Source organism: Candidatus Methylomirabilota bacterium (assembly GCA_035260325.1).
In the GTDB taxonomy this organism is placed as follows: domain Bacteria; phylum Methylomirabilota; class Methylomirabilia; order Rokubacteriales; family CSP1-6; genus AR19.
Genome location: DATFVL010000135.1, coordinates 1 through 13,668, shown reverse-complemented (window position 1 = coordinate 13,668; position 13,668 = coordinate 1). Strand labels below are relative to the sequence as shown.

Below are 13,668 nucleotides of genomic sequence, written 5' to 3'. Positions count from 1 at the left end.
GCTCGAGGAGCTCTACGCCGACCGCCTCGAGGAGATCTACGGGTCGCTGGCCTACCACTACGCCCGGTCGGAGATCGCGGACAAGGCGGTTACGTATTTGATCCGGGTCGCCGACAAGGCGGCGCGCGTCTACGCCAACGCCGAAGCGATCACGCACCTCACCGAGGCGCTCACCCACGTGGAGCACCTGCCTGAGGGCCCGCAGCGCGACCGCATGGTGCTCGACATCGCGCTGCGCCAGGGATTCTCGCTCTACTTCCTCGGCCGCTTCGCCGAGAGCGTGGACCGTCTCCTGCAGCACCGCGAGCGCCTGGACGGGCTCGGTGATGCGGCGCTCGCCGGCCCGTACTACTTCTGGCTCGCCCACATGTACAGCCGCCTGGGGAACCAGGAGCTCGCGGTGCAGTGCGCCGGGCGGTCCATCGAAGAGGCGAGCCGCTGCGGCGACGACGCGACGCTCGGGAAGGCCCACGGCCTCCTCGCCCTGGAAGGCCACTGGTCGGGCAGGGCCCGCGACGGCATCGAGCACGGGCGGCAGGCGGTGCAGCGGCTCCTCGGCACGACCCAGCAGTGGTGGCTCGGCATGGCGCACTTCTACCTGGCCATGAACTACCTGCTCATCGGGCGGTTCCCGGAAGCGCTGGCAGCCGCCGCGAGCGCCTCGGCGGTCGGCGAGGCCATCAGCGACACGCGGCTGCAGTGCTACGCGGCGTTCACGAGCGGCTGGGTCGCGGCGATGCGCGGCGACCGCGCCCTCGCCATCGACGATTGCGAGCGCAGCCGGAAGCTCGCGACCGATCGCGTGAGCGGCGTCTACGCCTCCGGGTTCCTCGGATACGTCCACGTCGAGCATGGCGACCCCGAGCCGGCGATCCCCCTGCTCGAGCACGTCGTGAGCGAGTTGGAGCAGTTCGGCTTCCCGCAGTGGCACGGGATGTTCACGTCGACGCTGGCCGAGGGCCACCGGCTGGGCGGCAACACCGACCGCGCGCTCGACCTCGCGCGCCGCGGGCTCGCGATCACCACGGGCGCCCGGTACTGGCTCGGGGTCGGCTACGGCCAGCGGATCCTGGGCCGGATCGCCTCGGACACGGGCGCGCACGACGCGACCGTCGGGCATCTCACGGACGCGCTCGCCACGTTCACGTCGATCGGCGCGCAGTTCGAGGTCGGCCGCACGCGGCTCGAGCTTGCCGCGCTGGCCGCGGGCGCAGGCGATCGCGCCGCCGCCCTGGCGCACGTCCAGGAGGGGGAGGCGGCGTTCCGGGGCCTGGACGCGTCGGCGCAGCTCCGGCGCGCCCAGGAGCTGGCGCTCGAGCTTCGCCGCGCGGTGTAGGCCCGGGCCGCGCCCGACGCACGGCCCGCCCGCCCGACGTCAGCGCCGGAAGGCCTTGATGACGGCGCGCGCCCCGTCGACGCCGATCGGAGGCACGAGGATCGGGAGGTCGACGCCCGCGGTGCGGAACGCCGCGAGCTGCTCGCGGCAGCGGGCCAGGGGCCCGAGGAGGCACACCGCATCAAGCAGCCGGTCGCTCAACGAGGCGCCCCCGCCGCCCTTCTCCATCTCAGCCGCTTCAGCCGTGAAGCCGCTCGCGCGGAAGAGCCGCTGGAAAAAGGGGAAGGTCGTATACAGCCCGAGATTCTGGCGTGCGACGTCGCGCATCGCCTTCACGTCGTCGCCGATGAAGATCGGCAGGCCCACGGTGACGTCGACCTTGCCGAGGCCCGAGGCCTTCGCGCGGCCGTTGGCGATCCAGGCCTTGCTCTTCGCGACGCGCGCCGCCGACCACAGAAACGGCATGATCCCATCGGCCAGCTCGCTGGCGAGCTCGACGGTCCGTGAGGTCACCGCGGCGACATAGACGGGCACCTTGTGCTTGGCAGGGCGCTGGGGCAGATGCGTCGCCGGGCCCTCGCCCCTGAGCCAGCTTCGTACCGCCGTGACGTAGCGCCGCAACGCCGCCGGCGGATCCTGCATGTCGATCCCGAGCGCCTTGTTGACCGGCGGATGGCTGACGCCGAGCCCCAGAACGAAGCGTCCGCCCGTGGCGTCGGCGATGAGGGCCGCACCCTGCGCGCACGCGTACGAATGGCGCAGGTAGATGTTCGCGATCCAGGTGCCCACGGTGATGCGCTGGGTCGCCGCGCCCATGAGCTGGGCCGTCGCCAGCACGTCGTTGTTGACCTCGGCGGCGAAGATCGCGTCGAACCCCGCGTCCTCCGCCTCGCGGGCGACCGCCTGCACCTCGCGCGCGCTCCAGCCCACCCCGGGTATGACGGCGAGTGCCAGTCGCTCGGCCATGGTCGCCTCCTCAGACGTCGAGCCTCACGGATGCGCTCCCTCGGGAATGCGCTCCGAGAATACTCGACGCCCGTCGGGGCGTCTAGCGGCCGGCGGCCTCGGCGCCCCGGAGGGTCAGCACGGTCGAGCTCGCCCGGGCCACGAGCCGCTCCTTCGCGTCCACGACGTCGCACTCGACGAGGCCGACCGTCCGGCCGCCCTTCACGACGCGTCCGGTGGCGGTGAGCCGTCCCGTCCAGACGGGCTTGAGGAAGTTGATCTTGAGCTCGAGCGTCGTGAACGTCTCGCCCTCGTCGAGCGTGGACGCCCAGGCCATCCCCATCGCCGCGTCCGCGACGTCGCAGAGGACGCCGCCGTGGAGCGTGCCCATCGGGTTCGCGTGGCGCTCCGTCGCCTCGAGCGCGACGACCGCCCGGCCCGGCTCGACGGCGACGAGCGTGAATCCGATGAGCGTGGCGACGGGCGGCGGCGGCAGCTCTCCGCGCTGCATCATGCGGATCGCGTCGAGCATCCTGGGCATCGGTCCCTCCTTACCGTGAGCGCCGCAGGAGAATGGCGAAGATCATCGCGTGCGTCACGAGCAGCGCGGGCACCGCGAACGTCGGGATGTAGTAGGCCGCGCCCAGGCTCACGCCGAGCCGCGCGCCGCGGTACAGCGCGTTCACCAGGTCGAGCGCCCCGACGACATTGAAGACCCAGACGAGCGCCAGCGCCACCGGCCAGCGCGCCCTGAGCGCGACGAGCGCCAGGAGCGCCAGAAGCGCCGCGAGCAGGTCGCCGTACGCCGCCGGGACCGCGAACTCGGGCTGGAGCCCCGGGCCGACGACCGACGGGACGAGGAACACCATGCCGAGGTGACGGGTCGCGTGGAGGAAGAGCAGCGGCGTCAGCGCCGACGCGACGGGCAGCGCTCGGAGCCGCGGCGCCACGTACCACCGCGCGATGAGTCCGTACACGACCAGGCTCAGCAGGAACTGCAGGCCGAAGATCTGCTGTGTGCTCATGGTTCCCTCCGTGCGTTCCAGGCGCCGAGATGGATCGCGCCCGCGAGCGTGGATCCGAAGACGACCAGCGCCGCGCCCATCACGGCGAACAGCGCCGCGAGTTCGCCGCCGGTCCAGTGGAGGATCAGCCAGCCGCCCGCCGCCGCGACGCCGAGACGGCTCGCGCCCGCGAGGAGCGGCCAGAGGAGCCGGCCCGCGCCCTGGGACGCGAAGTAGAGCGCGAGCCCGAGACCGAAGAAGCCGTACGTCGGGCCGACGACGCGGAGGTAGGCGGCGCCGGCGGCGAGGACCTCGGGCTCCGAGCTGAAGAGGCCGAGCCACGCGCGCGGGAAGAGCGCGGCCGCGAGCCCGATCGTCTCGCAGACGCCCGCCGCCATCAGGGCGCCGGTCCACGCCACGCGCCGGGCGCGCTCGGCCCGGCCCGCGCCGAAGTTCGTGCCGACCATCGTGACGAGCGCCGAGCCGAAGCCGAAGACCAGCGGGATCTGGAGGTACTCGAGGCGCACGCCCATGCCGTAGCCCGCGAGGGCGAAGGTGCCGAAGGGCCCCACGAGCGCCGTGAGGATCACGACGGTCAGGTTCGTCTGGACGTTGTTCACGAGGCTCGGCGCCCCGACGCGGAGGATCTCCCCGAAGAGCGCGCGCCGGAAGCGCACCGCCCGCGGCGCCAGGGTGACGAGGCTCCGGCCGGAGACGAGGTAGCCGAGGAAGACGAGGGCGCCGAGGCCGTAATAGGTGACGAGCGCGATCGCCGCGCCGCGCACGCCGAGCCGCGGCAGGGGGCCCCAGCCGAAGATGAGGGCGGGCGAGAGCCCGAGGAGGATCGCGCCCCCGCCGACGGCCACCCCGGCCGGCAGGCGCATGTTGCCCGTGCCGCGTACCACGCTGGCCAGCGTGTTGAAGAGCCAGAACGCGGCGGCGCCGGCGAAGATCACGTTCGAGTAGGCGAGGGCGGCCGCGAGGGCGCCGTCGCGCGCCCCCATCGCCCGGTAGATCGCGGGACCGCCCACGAGGAGGGCCGCGCTGAAGAGCGCCGCCATGGCGAGCGCGATGACGATCGCGTGGGCGACCAGGGCGCTCGCGTCCGCGCGGCGGCCGGCGCCGAGCGCGCGCGCCACCGCCGAGGCGACGCCGCCGCCCATCCCGCCCGCCGACATCGTCTGCATGAGCATGACGAGGGGGAAGGTCACGGAGACGCCAGCGAGGGCGTCGGCGCCGAGCCAGCCCACGAAGTAGGCCTCGAGGACGTTGAGCGCGACCTGGGACACGAGCATGAGGACGTTGGGCGCCGCCAGGGCGAGGAGCGTCGGGGCGATGGGCGCCTCGAGGAGCCGGCGGGTCGTCGGGTCCATGTGACTTTCTATTTTATAGTTACTAGCATTTCTGTCAAGCGCCGGCTATACTCGGGACGTGCCCAAGCGCTACGGCCAGGCGTGCCCGGTGGCGAAGTCGCTCGACGTCGTCGGCGACCGCTGGACCCTCCTGCTCGTGCGCGACCTGCTCCGCGGCCCGCAGCGCTTCCAGGACTTACAGTCGAGCCTCAAGGGGATCGCGCCGAATCTTTTGTCCGACCGGCTGAAGCTCATGGAGGATGAGGCACTCGTCGCGCGGCGCTTCTACTCCGACCACCCGCCGCGGGCGGAGTACGCGCTGACGGACAAGGGGCGCGAGCTCGGGGTGGTGATCGGCGCGCTCGCGACGTGGGGGACGCGCCACGTGCACCGCTCGAGCGCGCTCGTCCACGACGCCTGCGGGCACCCGGTGGAGCTCGGGTACTTCTGCCGGCGCTGCGCGACGCGCGTCCGCGGGAGCACCGTGCGCCTCGCCCGCGCGCGGCGGCGCGCCGGGACGTCTGCCAGGCGGCGCGCCTAGCTCGGACGGACGCTCAGACCGCCGCGCCTCTCCCCAGCTCCCGCATCGCCTGCTCGCGGAGCCTGCCGCGCTGGACCTTGTCGCCGTGCGGCCCCGGCGTGCGCGGCACGTCCTTCACGAAGCGCACGGCGACCGGGATCTTGTAGGAGGCGACCTTCCCCCGGCAGAAGCCGCGCAGCGCGTCCTCGGTGAGAAAGGCGCCCTGCTTTAAGATAACGTAGGCGACCGGCGCCTCGTTGAGCCTGGGGTCGGGCACGCCGACGACAAACGCCTGGGCGACGTCCGGGTGCGACATGAGAAACGCCTCGATCTCGCCCGGCGCGACCATGAAGTGGCTGATCCTGAGCGTCTCCCGGAGCCGTCCCTTGAAGATGGTATGGCCCGCGGCGTCCTGGACGCCGAGGTCGCCGGAGCGGAACCAGCCATCCGGCGTGAACGCCGCCGCCGTCTCCTCGGGCTTCTTGTAGTAGCCGCGCGTGACGATCTCGCCGCGGAACTGGAGCTCGCCCTCCTCGCCCGGCCGGCACGGCGCGCCGGTCTCCGGGTGCACGACGCGCACCGCGAGCCCGGGCGCCGGGTTGACGCCCGGGAGCTTCCGGAGCTCGAGCGGCTCGTCCAGCTCGTGGTAGAGCGCCATCGCGTTCACCTCGGTCATCCCGTAGGGCTCGTAGCCCGCCTTCACGCCGATCTTCCCGATCCACGCCTCGAAGAGGCCGTGCGCGCCGCCGCCCGTCGAGCCGAGCGCGCCCGTGCGGAGCGACGAGCGGTCGTAACGCTCGAGGTCCGGATGGTCGAGCATCGCCTTGACCATCGCGTCCACCGCGTTCCAGACGGTGCAGCGCTCGCGCTCGATCAGCTGGAGCGCGCGGAGCGGATCGAAGGCGTCCATCAAGACCAGACACGCGCCGTGGCTCCACGTGACGAGCGGGATGTTGACGCCGCCCCACGTGCCGGCGGCCGGCAGCGCGTGGAGCACCCGGTCCTCGGGCGTCATCCGCAGCGCCTCGCCGACGTTCCAGCCATGGGGAACGCAGTTACGGTGCGTGATCATCGCGCCCTTCGGGAACGAGGTCGTGCCCGACGTGTAGAGCAGCGTGAAGACGTCGTCGGGTCCGGCCGCGGCCGGCAGCGCGGCCCCCGTCTCGAACAGATCGGCGAGGCGGTGGCAGCCGGGATAGGGGTCCTCCGCGTCCACGATGACGTGGCGCAGCGCCGGAAACGCGGCGCTCGAGAGCTCGCCGGGGACCGACGCGGGCAGCCCGGGCAGCACCTGGTGGAGCGTCTCGAAGTAGTCGATCCCGCCGAGGTGGTCGGTGAGGAGGAGCGCCGTCGCGTCCGACTGGCCGAGGATGTACGTGAGCTCGTGCGCCTTGTAGCGCGGGTTCAGCGCGACGACCACCGCGCCGAGGCGCGCGCACGCGTACTGGGCGACGTACCACTCGGGCCGGTTCGGCAGCCAGATCGCGACCTTGTCGCCGCGGCCGATCCCGAGCGCCGCGAGGCCGCTCGCGAGCCGGTGTGCGGCCGCGGCGAACGCGGCGAAGGTCATGCGCCGGTCGCCGAACACGATCGCCTCGCTCGCGCCGTGGCGCGCCGCGAGGGCGTCGAGCATGGAGATCGCCGTGGCGTGGGCGAAGGGGTTCGGCGACGCGGCCGGGGCCGCGGGCGCGCGCCGCGCCACGCTAGACGATCCCGTCGCGCCTGAGCTCGTCGAGCTCCGCGTCGGAGACGCCGAGGGAGGCGTAGACCTCGCGGTTGTGCGCGCCGAGCCTCGGGCCCGGCCAGCGGATCGCGGCCGGCGTGGCGCCGAGGCGCGGCGTCGGCGCGGTCATGCGGACCGCGCCGAGGTCGGGGTCGGGCACGTCCGCCAGGATCCCACGCGCGAGCACGTGGGGGTCCTTCGTGATGTCGGCGACGTCGTAGACGGGCGAGGCCGTCAGGTCCGCCTTCTCGAAGAGCAGGAGCATCTCGTCGAGCGTCCGCGCGCCGATCGCTCGGGACAGCGCGTCGTCCACCAGGTCGTTGTGGGCGACGCGCGCGTCGTTCGTCGCGAAGCGCGGGTCGCGCAGCATGTCGCCGAGCCCGAGCCCGGCGAAGAGGGCCGTCGCCGAGGCGGGCGTCGAGGCCGAGAGCGCCACCCACTTGCCGTCACGCGTCCGGTAGGTGCCGCGGGGGCTCGCGTTGTCCGACTGGTTGCCGTGGCGCGTCCGGATCGTGCCGTCGAGCGCGTACTCGGCGGCGGCCGGCCCGAGGACGGAGAGGAGCGGCTCGTAGAGCGAGATGTCGATCACCTGGCCACGCCCCGAGGCCTGGTCGCGGTGGCGGAGCGCCGCGAGCACGGCGGCGGCGCCGGCGAGGGCGGCGACCATGTCCGCCATCGGGAACGACGGCAGCGTCGGCGGCCGGTCCGCGGGGCCCGTCGCCGCGGCGAAGCCGCTCATCGCCTCGACCATCGTCCCGAAGCCCGGGCGGTCGCGGTACGGGCCGTCCTGCCCCCAGCCCGAGACGCGCGCGAACACGAGGCGCGGGTTCTCGGCCGAGAGGACGTCCCAGCCGAGCCCCCACTTCTCGAAGGTGCCGGGGAGGAAGTTCTCGATGAGGACGTCGGCGTCCCGCGCGAGCCGTCGCAGAAGGGCCTGTCCCCGCGGGTGCGCGAGGTTGAGCGTGATGGACCGCTTGCCGCGCGCGTAGACCTTCCACCACAGCTCGCCCCGCTCGCGGAGCCACGTCCGGAGGGGATCGCCGCCCCGCGGGTTCTCGACCTTGACGACGTCGGCGCCGTGGTCGGCGAGGATCGTCGCGAGAACGCCGCCCGCGATGAGGCGCGAGCAGTCCACGACACGCAGGCCCGCGAGCGCGCCGCTCACGGCCTCAGGGTCTTCTTGAAGTGCTGCGCGAGGGCCTCCATGATGCGGGCGAGGGCCTCCTTCTCCGTCCGGCCCGTCGCCGTCACGCCGTACGCGACGGCGGTCGCCACCCACTCCCTCGCCTCGTTCTCGTGGATCTCCACCTCGAACTGCACGGGAGGAAGCTTACCTCAGAACGGGGCATCGAGGGTGGGGCCCGCGCGTCAGTGGCTCTTGGGCAGGACGGGGTGGCCGGCGGCCTCGTCGGCGATGGCGTGGTCGTTGTCGGCGGGCACCGCGCCGCTCACCCCGACGGCGCCCACGATCTGGTCGCCCTCGACGAGGGGCACCGCGCCGCGGCCGAACACGAACCGGTAGTCGCCGAGCGTCGCCACGTTGTCGGCGAAGAGCTGGCGTCCCTTGTTGAAGCGCTCCTCGAGGTCCTGCGTCGTGGCCCGGAACGCGGCCGCGGCGTTCGCCTTCGCGCGCGCGATCTCGGGCGTCGGCCAGAGTGCCCCGTCCATGCGGTCGCAGGCGACGAGGTGCCCCGCCTCGTCCACCACCGCGATCGCCACCTTGAAGCCGAGCGTCCGCGCCTTGGCGAAGCCGCGCTCGATGCACGCGTGGGCCTTCTCGAGCGTCAGCGCCACGGCCGTCGCCTCACGGGAGCTCCACCCAGACCTCGCCGGCCTCGACGCGGACCGGGTAGCTGGCGACGCGGTTGCCGCGCCCCGGCAGCACGCACTCGCCCGTCCGGACGTCGTACATCCAGCCGTGCCACGGGCAGGCGAGCCGCACGCCGGAGAGCTTGCCCTCCGAGAGCGGCCCGCCCTTGTGGGCGCACGTGTCCTGGCACGCGAAGACGTCGTCCTTCACGCGCGCCAGGACGAGCCGGAGGCCGTTGGCCTCGACGAGGGTCGGCCGGCCCGCCGGGAGATCGTCCAGGCGGGCCACCCTCAGCGCCGACATGGCGTTACATGTCCTCCTTGAGGACGTAGGCGCGATGGAGGCCGGTCATGTACTGCCAGCGCATCTCGGTCGCCTGACGGACGGCGTCGATCGCCTCCGCGCGCTTCTCGGGCGTCGTCGAGTGGCGCTCGACGATCTGGTAGCCGCGCTCGCTGTGGACCTCGTCGGCCTCGATGTGGATCGCGAAGAACTCCACCTCGTGGTCGGTGAAGCCGTAGTGCGTCTTGAGCGGCGGCAGGTTGCGCCGGTAGATGCCGGGCACCTGCGACTCGAGCCCGACGAGCAGGCCGGCCGCCGCGACGTGGAAGGGCCGCCGCGACATCTCGAAGCACCAGGCGGTGAGGCCCCGCGTCGTCGGCAGCTGGCGCGCGCTCTCGACCTCCCCGCGCCTCACGCCGCACGCCTCGGCGAAGCGGATCAGGAGGTCGACGTGCTTCGTCCCCGACTCCTCCTCGATGATGTTCTCGAGCAGGAAATCGCGCGCGTCGGAGTCGGGGCACTCGCCGTACACCGTCGCGCACCAGCGCGGGAACTGCGACACGTACTGGTAGTGCTGCGCGGCCCACGCCCCGAGCTGGGGCCGCGTCAGCTCGCCCTTGACCCACTTCTCGGTGAACGGGTTCAGGCGGCTGTGCCGCGCGTTGACGGCGTTCTCGAGCTCTCTGCGGAACGGGCTCGTCTCGGCCATGGCGAACTCCTTTCTCAGTCGACCAGCCGGAAGATCGCGTCGCGGACGCGTCGGATGTGCAGCCGCATCAGCCGCGCGGCGCGCCGCGCGTCGCCTCGCCTGAGCGCGTCGATGATCGCGAGGTGCTCGCGGATGAGCGCCTGGACCCGCCGGGGCGCGACGAGGGCCATGGTCCAGACGGGACGCACCTCTTCGCGCATCTCCTCGAGGACGCGCATGAGGCGCGCGTTCTCCGTCCGCTTCACGAGCAGGCGGTGGAACTCCTCGCCCAGCGGGCGCACCTCGGTGTAGGCCGCCCGGGGCCCGCGCGCCCGGAGCTCGCGGAAGCGCGCCTCGAAGTCCTCCAGCTCCTCGCGGGAGAGGTGCGGCGTCGCCAGCCGGACCGCGAGCGCCTCGAGCGCCTCGCGGACCTCGTAGAGGTCCCGGATCTCGTCGTGGGAGAGCGCTCTGACGAAGGCGCCCTTCTTCGGCACGACGCGCACGAGGCGGTCGCGCTCGAGCTTGGCGAGCGCCTCGCGCACGGGGGTGCGGCTCACCCGGAACCGGCGGGAAAGGTCGCCCTCGGTGAGGGGCTCGCCCGGGACGAACTCGCGCTCGAGGATCGCCTGGCGGAGCGCGGCGTAGACGGTGTCCGCCAGGTACGTCCGGGGGCGGGCGCGTGGGGTCATCCTGGATCTCTCATGACATACGACTTGTATACATGTCAAGACGGTCGGGATCGTGTATGATCCCGGACGGCATGAGAGCGGCGCTCCCGACGCGTGACGCGGGCCTGCCGGCGGCCTACTCCCAGGCGCTGGACGCGCTCGCGCTCGGCCCCCTGTGGACGGCGCTCCACATGCTCCTGCCGAGCGAGCGCGGCAGCCGCGCGGTCCCGCACCGCTGGCGCTGGCACGACGCGCGCCCGCTCCTCCTGGAGGCGGCACGGCTCGTGCCGATCGAGCAGGCGGAGCGCCGCGTGCTCGTCCTCGAGAACCCCGGCCTCCGCGGCGCGTACTCGATCACGGCGACCCTGTTCGCGGGGCTCCAGATCATCCTGCCCGGCGAGGCGGCGCCGAGCCATCACCACACGCCGGCGGCGCTCCGGCTGGTGGTGGAGGGGCGCGGTGCCTTCACGACGGTGGACGGCGTGAAGTGCGCGATGGAGCCGGGCGACCTCATCGTCACGCCGCCGATGCGCTGGCACGACCACGGGCACGAGGGGCACGAGCCCGTGGTGTGGCTCGACGGGCTCGACCTGCCGCTGGTACGGGCCCTCGACGCGAGCTGGGCCTCCAAGATGCGCCCGGCGGCCCGGCCGTCCGCCGACGCGGATTCGTCGCAGGACGAGTTCACGGCGGCGGGGCTCGTGCCGCGTCGCTCGCGCTATCCGGACACCGGCTATCCCCAGGTGCGCTGGCCGTGGGCGAGCGTACGCGGGGCGCTCGCCGCCATGGCCGCGGCCGCGCCGGCGGACCAGCCCGTGGCGCTCCGGTACGTCAACCCGAAGACCGGCGCGCCGCCGCTCCCGACGCTCGGGTGCGAGGCGCTGTGGCTGCGCCCCGGCGAGGTCACGCGGGCCCCGCGCAGCAGCGTGAGCGCCGTCTGCCACGTGATCGAGGGCCGCGGAGAGACGCGCGTCGGCGACGCCGCGCTCACGTGGGAGGCGGGCGACACGCTCGTCGTGCCGCCCTGGAATCGCGTCGAGCACCGGAACGCGTCCGCGTCGGTGCCGGCCTGCCTCTTCCAATTCAACGACGAGCCCGCGCTCCGGGCGCTCGGGCTCTGGCACGAGGAGGCCGACCCATGAGCCGGAGGGACCGACCGACGCCGGGCCCGCGGCTCAGAGGGCGGTGACGCGGTTCGGGCCGAGCCGCTTCGCCTCGCCGACCGCGCGGTCGGCCTTCGCCATGAGGTCCTCGGCCGACGCCGCGTCGGCGGGAAGCGCGGCGACCCCGAGGCACGCGGTCACCGGGCCCTGCGCGAAGGGGTGCTGCTCGATGACGCCGCGGATGCGCTCGGCGTAGGTCACCGCGCCCGCCTTGGGCGTGTTCGCCAGGATCGCGACGAAGTCGTCGCCGGCGCGTCGCGCGAGGATCGTGAAGCTCCGCGAGTGCTTCACGAGGAGCCGCGCCGTCTCCTTCAGGACCTCGTCGCCCGCCGCGCGCCCCTTGTCGTCGTTGATGCGCGTGAAGCCGTCGAGGTCGAGGCAGGCGAGCGAGAGCGGGTGGCCGAAGCGGGCGCTCCGCTTCGCCTCCTCGTCGAGGCGTAGCGCGAAGTAGCGCCCGTTGTAGAGCTCCGTGAGCCCGTCCTTGAACGAGAGGTCCTCGAGGCGCGCGTTGCGGATCGCGATCGCGGCCTGCGACGCGAGGGCGCGGACCAGCTTCTCGTCCCCGTGGTCGAACGGCACGATCGCGCCGCCCTCGTCGAGCGCATTGAGCAGCTCGAGGACGCCCACGACGTTGCCCTTCGCATCCTGGATCGGCACGACGAAGACCGAGCGCGTCCCGTAGGCGTTGCTCGCGTCCACCGACCTGTTGAACGCGACCGTCTGCTGCACGCCGATCGCGTACGCGTCGCTCACGTTGATGAGCTCGCCGGTCTGCGCGACGTGGCCGGCGAGGCTCGGCTCGGAGAGGGCCATGGGCGCGGCCTGGAGGCGCCGCTGCATCTCGGACTTGCCGAGGCGCGCCTCGAGGAAATCGTTCTGGACTACCGCGAAGCGGAGGTGATCGCCCTCCCGGAGGAAGAGGGTGCCGGCCTCGGCCCGCGTGAACCGCCGGGCCAGCTCGAGGATGCGCTCGAGGAGCGCGTGGAGGTCGCGCTCGCTCGTGAGCGCGAGGCCGATGTCGATGAGGTCCTCGAGCAGTTGGGCGCGGTCGAGCATGGTCCCCGGCTCATCCCGAAACCCGGTTCCGGCCGAGTCGCTTGGCATCGTACAGCGCCCGGTCCGCGGCCACAATGAGATCGTCCGCCGACGTGCCGTCGTCCGGGAGGGCGGCGACGCCGAGGCTCGCGGTCGCCCGGCCGTGCCCGAAGGCCTGCCCCTCGATCGTGGCCCGGATGCGCTCGGCGTAGGTGCGGGCGCCGGCCCTCGCCGTGTTGACGAGGATGATCGCGAACTCGTCGCCGCCGTAGCGGGTGACGACGCTGAAACCCCGCGAGTGTTTCAGGAGGAGCTGGGCGACCTCGCGGAGGGCCGCGTCGCCCTCGCGGTGGCCGAACCGGTCGTTGACGTCCTTGAAATGATCGAGATCGAGCAGGACGAGCGCGAGCGGCTCGGCGAACCGCGTGTAGCGCTTGTGCTCTTCCTCCATCCGGATCATGAAGTAGCGACGGTTGTAGACGTCGGTGAGGGCGTCCTTGAGCGAGAGGTCCTCGAGGCGCGCGTTGCGGATCGCGACCGCCGCCTGGGAGGCCAGCGCCCGCACCAGGCTCTCGTACTGCGAATCGAACGGGACGACACTCCCGCGGTCCAGCGCGTTGATCAGCTCGAGCACGCCCAGGATGGTGCCGCTCGGATCCTGGAGCGGGACGACGAGGATCGACTGCGTCCGGTACGTCGTCCGCGCGTCCACGGTCGAGTCGAAGCGGTAAGGCCGGTCGGGCGGGATCATGTACGTGTCGTGGAGGTTCAGGATGTCGCCGGTCAGCGCGACGTGCCCCGCCAGGGAGAGCTCGCGGAGGTGGAGCGGCTGCTCCTGGAGCTGACGCCGCATCTCATCCTGACCGAGCTCGCGCGCCAGGCGATCGTTCTGCACGACGGCGAACCGGAGGAAGTCGCCCTCGCGGAGGAACAGGGTGCCCGCCTCCGCGCGCGTGAACCGCCGCCCCTCGCTGAGGATGCGCTCGAGCAGCGTGGCGACATCGCGCTCGCTCGTGAGCGTGATCCCGATCTGCACCAGCTCTTTGAAGGCCTGGGTCAGATTGGGCGTCGGAGCTTCCGGCTGTCTCAGCGTATCCTCCGCGCCCGCGCCGGCGGGCGCCCGCTAGAGAACCGCGACCCGG

General features: G+C 72.7%; 16 protein-coding genes. 3 read left to right on the top strand and 13 right to left on the bottom strand.

Translation table 11 applies throughout. The annotated features are described in order from the left end of the window. A partial coding sequence (locus tag VKG64_09165; protein ID HKB25210.1) for a hypothetical protein occupies nt 1–1,336 on the top strand: 1,336 nt, incomplete at its 5' end. Nucleotides 1,337–1,375: 39 nt separating this feature from the next. On the opposite strand, the gene VKG64_09160 is transcribed toward VKG64_09165, so the two are convergent. The 4 genes from VKG64_09160 to VKG64_09145 all read right to left on the bottom strand — a co-directional run bounded on the left by VKG64_09160 (nt 1,376) and on the right by VKG64_09145 (nt 4,658). Further along, the gene (locus VKG64_09160) at nt 1,376–2,302 is read right to left on the bottom strand and encodes an LLM class flavin-dependent oxidoreductase (protein ID HKB25209.1); all 927 of its coding nucleotides are present in this window, start codon (nt 2,300–2,302) and stop codon (nt 1,376–1,378) included. A gap of 82 nt (nt 2,303–2,384) precedes the next feature. Next, nucleotides 2,385–2,822: a PaaI family thioesterase gene (locus VKG64_09155; GenBank protein HKB25208.1), complete on the bottom strand. Its 438-nt coding sequence runs from the start codon at nt 2,820–2,822 to the stop codon at nt 2,385–2,387. Between the two features lie 10 nt (nt 2,823–2,832). After that, complete coding sequence (locus VKG64_09150) at nt 2,833–3,306, bottom strand: hypothetical protein (GenBank protein ID HKB25207.1); 474 nt, start codon at nt 3,304–3,306, stop codon at nt 2,833–2,835. Then, nucleotides 3,303–4,658: an MATE family efflux transporter gene (locus tag VKG64_09145; protein HKB25206.1), complete on the bottom strand. Its 1,356-nt coding sequence runs from the start codon at nt 4,656–4,658 to the stop codon at nt 3,303–3,305. The genes VKG64_09150 and VKG64_09145 overlap by 4 nt, the downstream gene beginning before the upstream one ends. Nucleotides 4,659–4,716: 58 nt before the next feature. Between VKG64_09145 and VKG64_09140 the strand changes: the two genes are divergently transcribed. After that, on the top strand, nt 4,717–5,178 hold the full coding sequence (locus VKG64_09140) for a helix-turn-helix domain-containing protein (GenBank protein ID HKB25205.1): 462 nt from the start codon (nt 4,717–4,719) through the stop codon (nt 5,176–5,178). A 13-nt stretch (nt 5,179–5,191) separates the two neighbouring features. Here the strand turns inward: VKG64_09140 and VKG64_09135 are convergent, their stop codons facing one another. From VKG64_09135 to VKG64_09105, 7 genes are read right to left on the bottom strand one after another with little or no spacing between them, the layout of a single operon-like run. Further along, nucleotides 5,192–6,859, bottom strand: coding sequence for an AMP-binding protein (locus VKG64_09135; GenBank protein HKB25204.1), 1,668 nt, complete (start codon nt 6,857–6,859; stop codon nt 5,192–5,194). A 1-nt stretch (nt 6,860) separates the two neighbouring features. After that, nucleotides 6,861–8,045 carry a CoA transferase gene (locus VKG64_09130; protein ID HKB25203.1) on the bottom strand — a complete coding sequence of 395 codons (1,185 nt, stop codon included), beginning with the start codon at nt 8,043–8,045 and terminating at the stop codon, nt 6,861–6,863. Beyond that, on the bottom strand, nt 8,042–8,200 hold the full coding sequence (locus VKG64_09125) for a hypothetical protein (GenBank protein HKB25202.1): 159 nt from the start codon (nt 8,198–8,200) through the stop codon (nt 8,042–8,044). The genes VKG64_09130 and VKG64_09125 overlap by 4 nt, the downstream gene beginning before the upstream one ends. A 48-nt stretch (nt 8,201–8,248) precedes the next feature. After that, the gene (locus VKG64_09120; GenBank protein ID HKB25201.1) at nt 8,249–8,674 is read right to left on the bottom strand and encodes a heme-binding protein; all 426 of its coding nucleotides are present in this window, start codon (nt 8,672–8,674) and stop codon (nt 8,249–8,251) included. A 10-nt stretch (nt 8,675–8,684) separates the two neighbouring features. Further along, nucleotides 8,685–8,993: a Rieske (2Fe-2S) protein gene (locus VKG64_09115; protein ID HKB25200.1), complete on the bottom strand. Its 309-nt coding sequence runs from the start codon at nt 8,991–8,993 to the stop codon at nt 8,685–8,687. 4 nt (nt 8,994–8,997) lie between these two features. Then, nucleotides 8,998–9,681 carry an iron-containing redox enzyme family protein gene (locus tag VKG64_09110; GenBank protein ID HKB25199.1) on the bottom strand — a complete coding sequence of 228 codons (684 nt, stop codon included), beginning with the start codon at nt 9,679–9,681 and terminating at the stop codon, nt 8,998–9,000. 14 nt (nt 9,682–9,695) lie between these two features. Beyond that, on the bottom strand, nt 9,696–10,349 hold the full coding sequence (locus tag VKG64_09105; protein HKB25198.1) for a GntR family transcriptional regulator: 654 nt from the start codon (nt 10,347–10,349) through the stop codon (nt 9,696–9,698). Between the two features lie 71 nt (nt 10,350–10,420). Between VKG64_09105 and VKG64_09100 the strand changes: the two genes are divergently transcribed. Further along, nucleotides 10,421–11,470: a cupin domain-containing protein gene (locus tag VKG64_09100; GenBank protein HKB25197.1), complete on the top strand. Its 1,050-nt coding sequence runs from the start codon at nt 10,421–10,423 to the stop codon at nt 11,468–11,470. Nucleotides 11,471–11,503: 33 nt separating this feature from the next. On the opposite strand, the gene VKG64_09095 is transcribed toward VKG64_09100, so the two are convergent. Both VKG64_09095 and VKG64_09090 read right to left on the bottom strand, forming a co-directional pair. After that, the gene (locus VKG64_09095; GenBank protein HKB25196.1) at nt 11,504–12,547 is read right to left on the bottom strand and encodes a sensor domain-containing diguanylate cyclase; all 1,044 of its coding nucleotides are present in this window, start codon (nt 12,545–12,547) and stop codon (nt 11,504–11,506) included. A gap of 10 nt (nt 12,548–12,557) precedes the next feature. Beyond that, nucleotides 12,558–13,562: a sensor domain-containing diguanylate cyclase gene (locus VKG64_09090; protein ID HKB25195.1), complete on the bottom strand. Its 1,005-nt coding sequence runs from the start codon at nt 13,560–13,562 to the stop codon at nt 12,558–12,560. Nucleotides 13,563–13,668 lie beyond the last annotated feature (106 nt).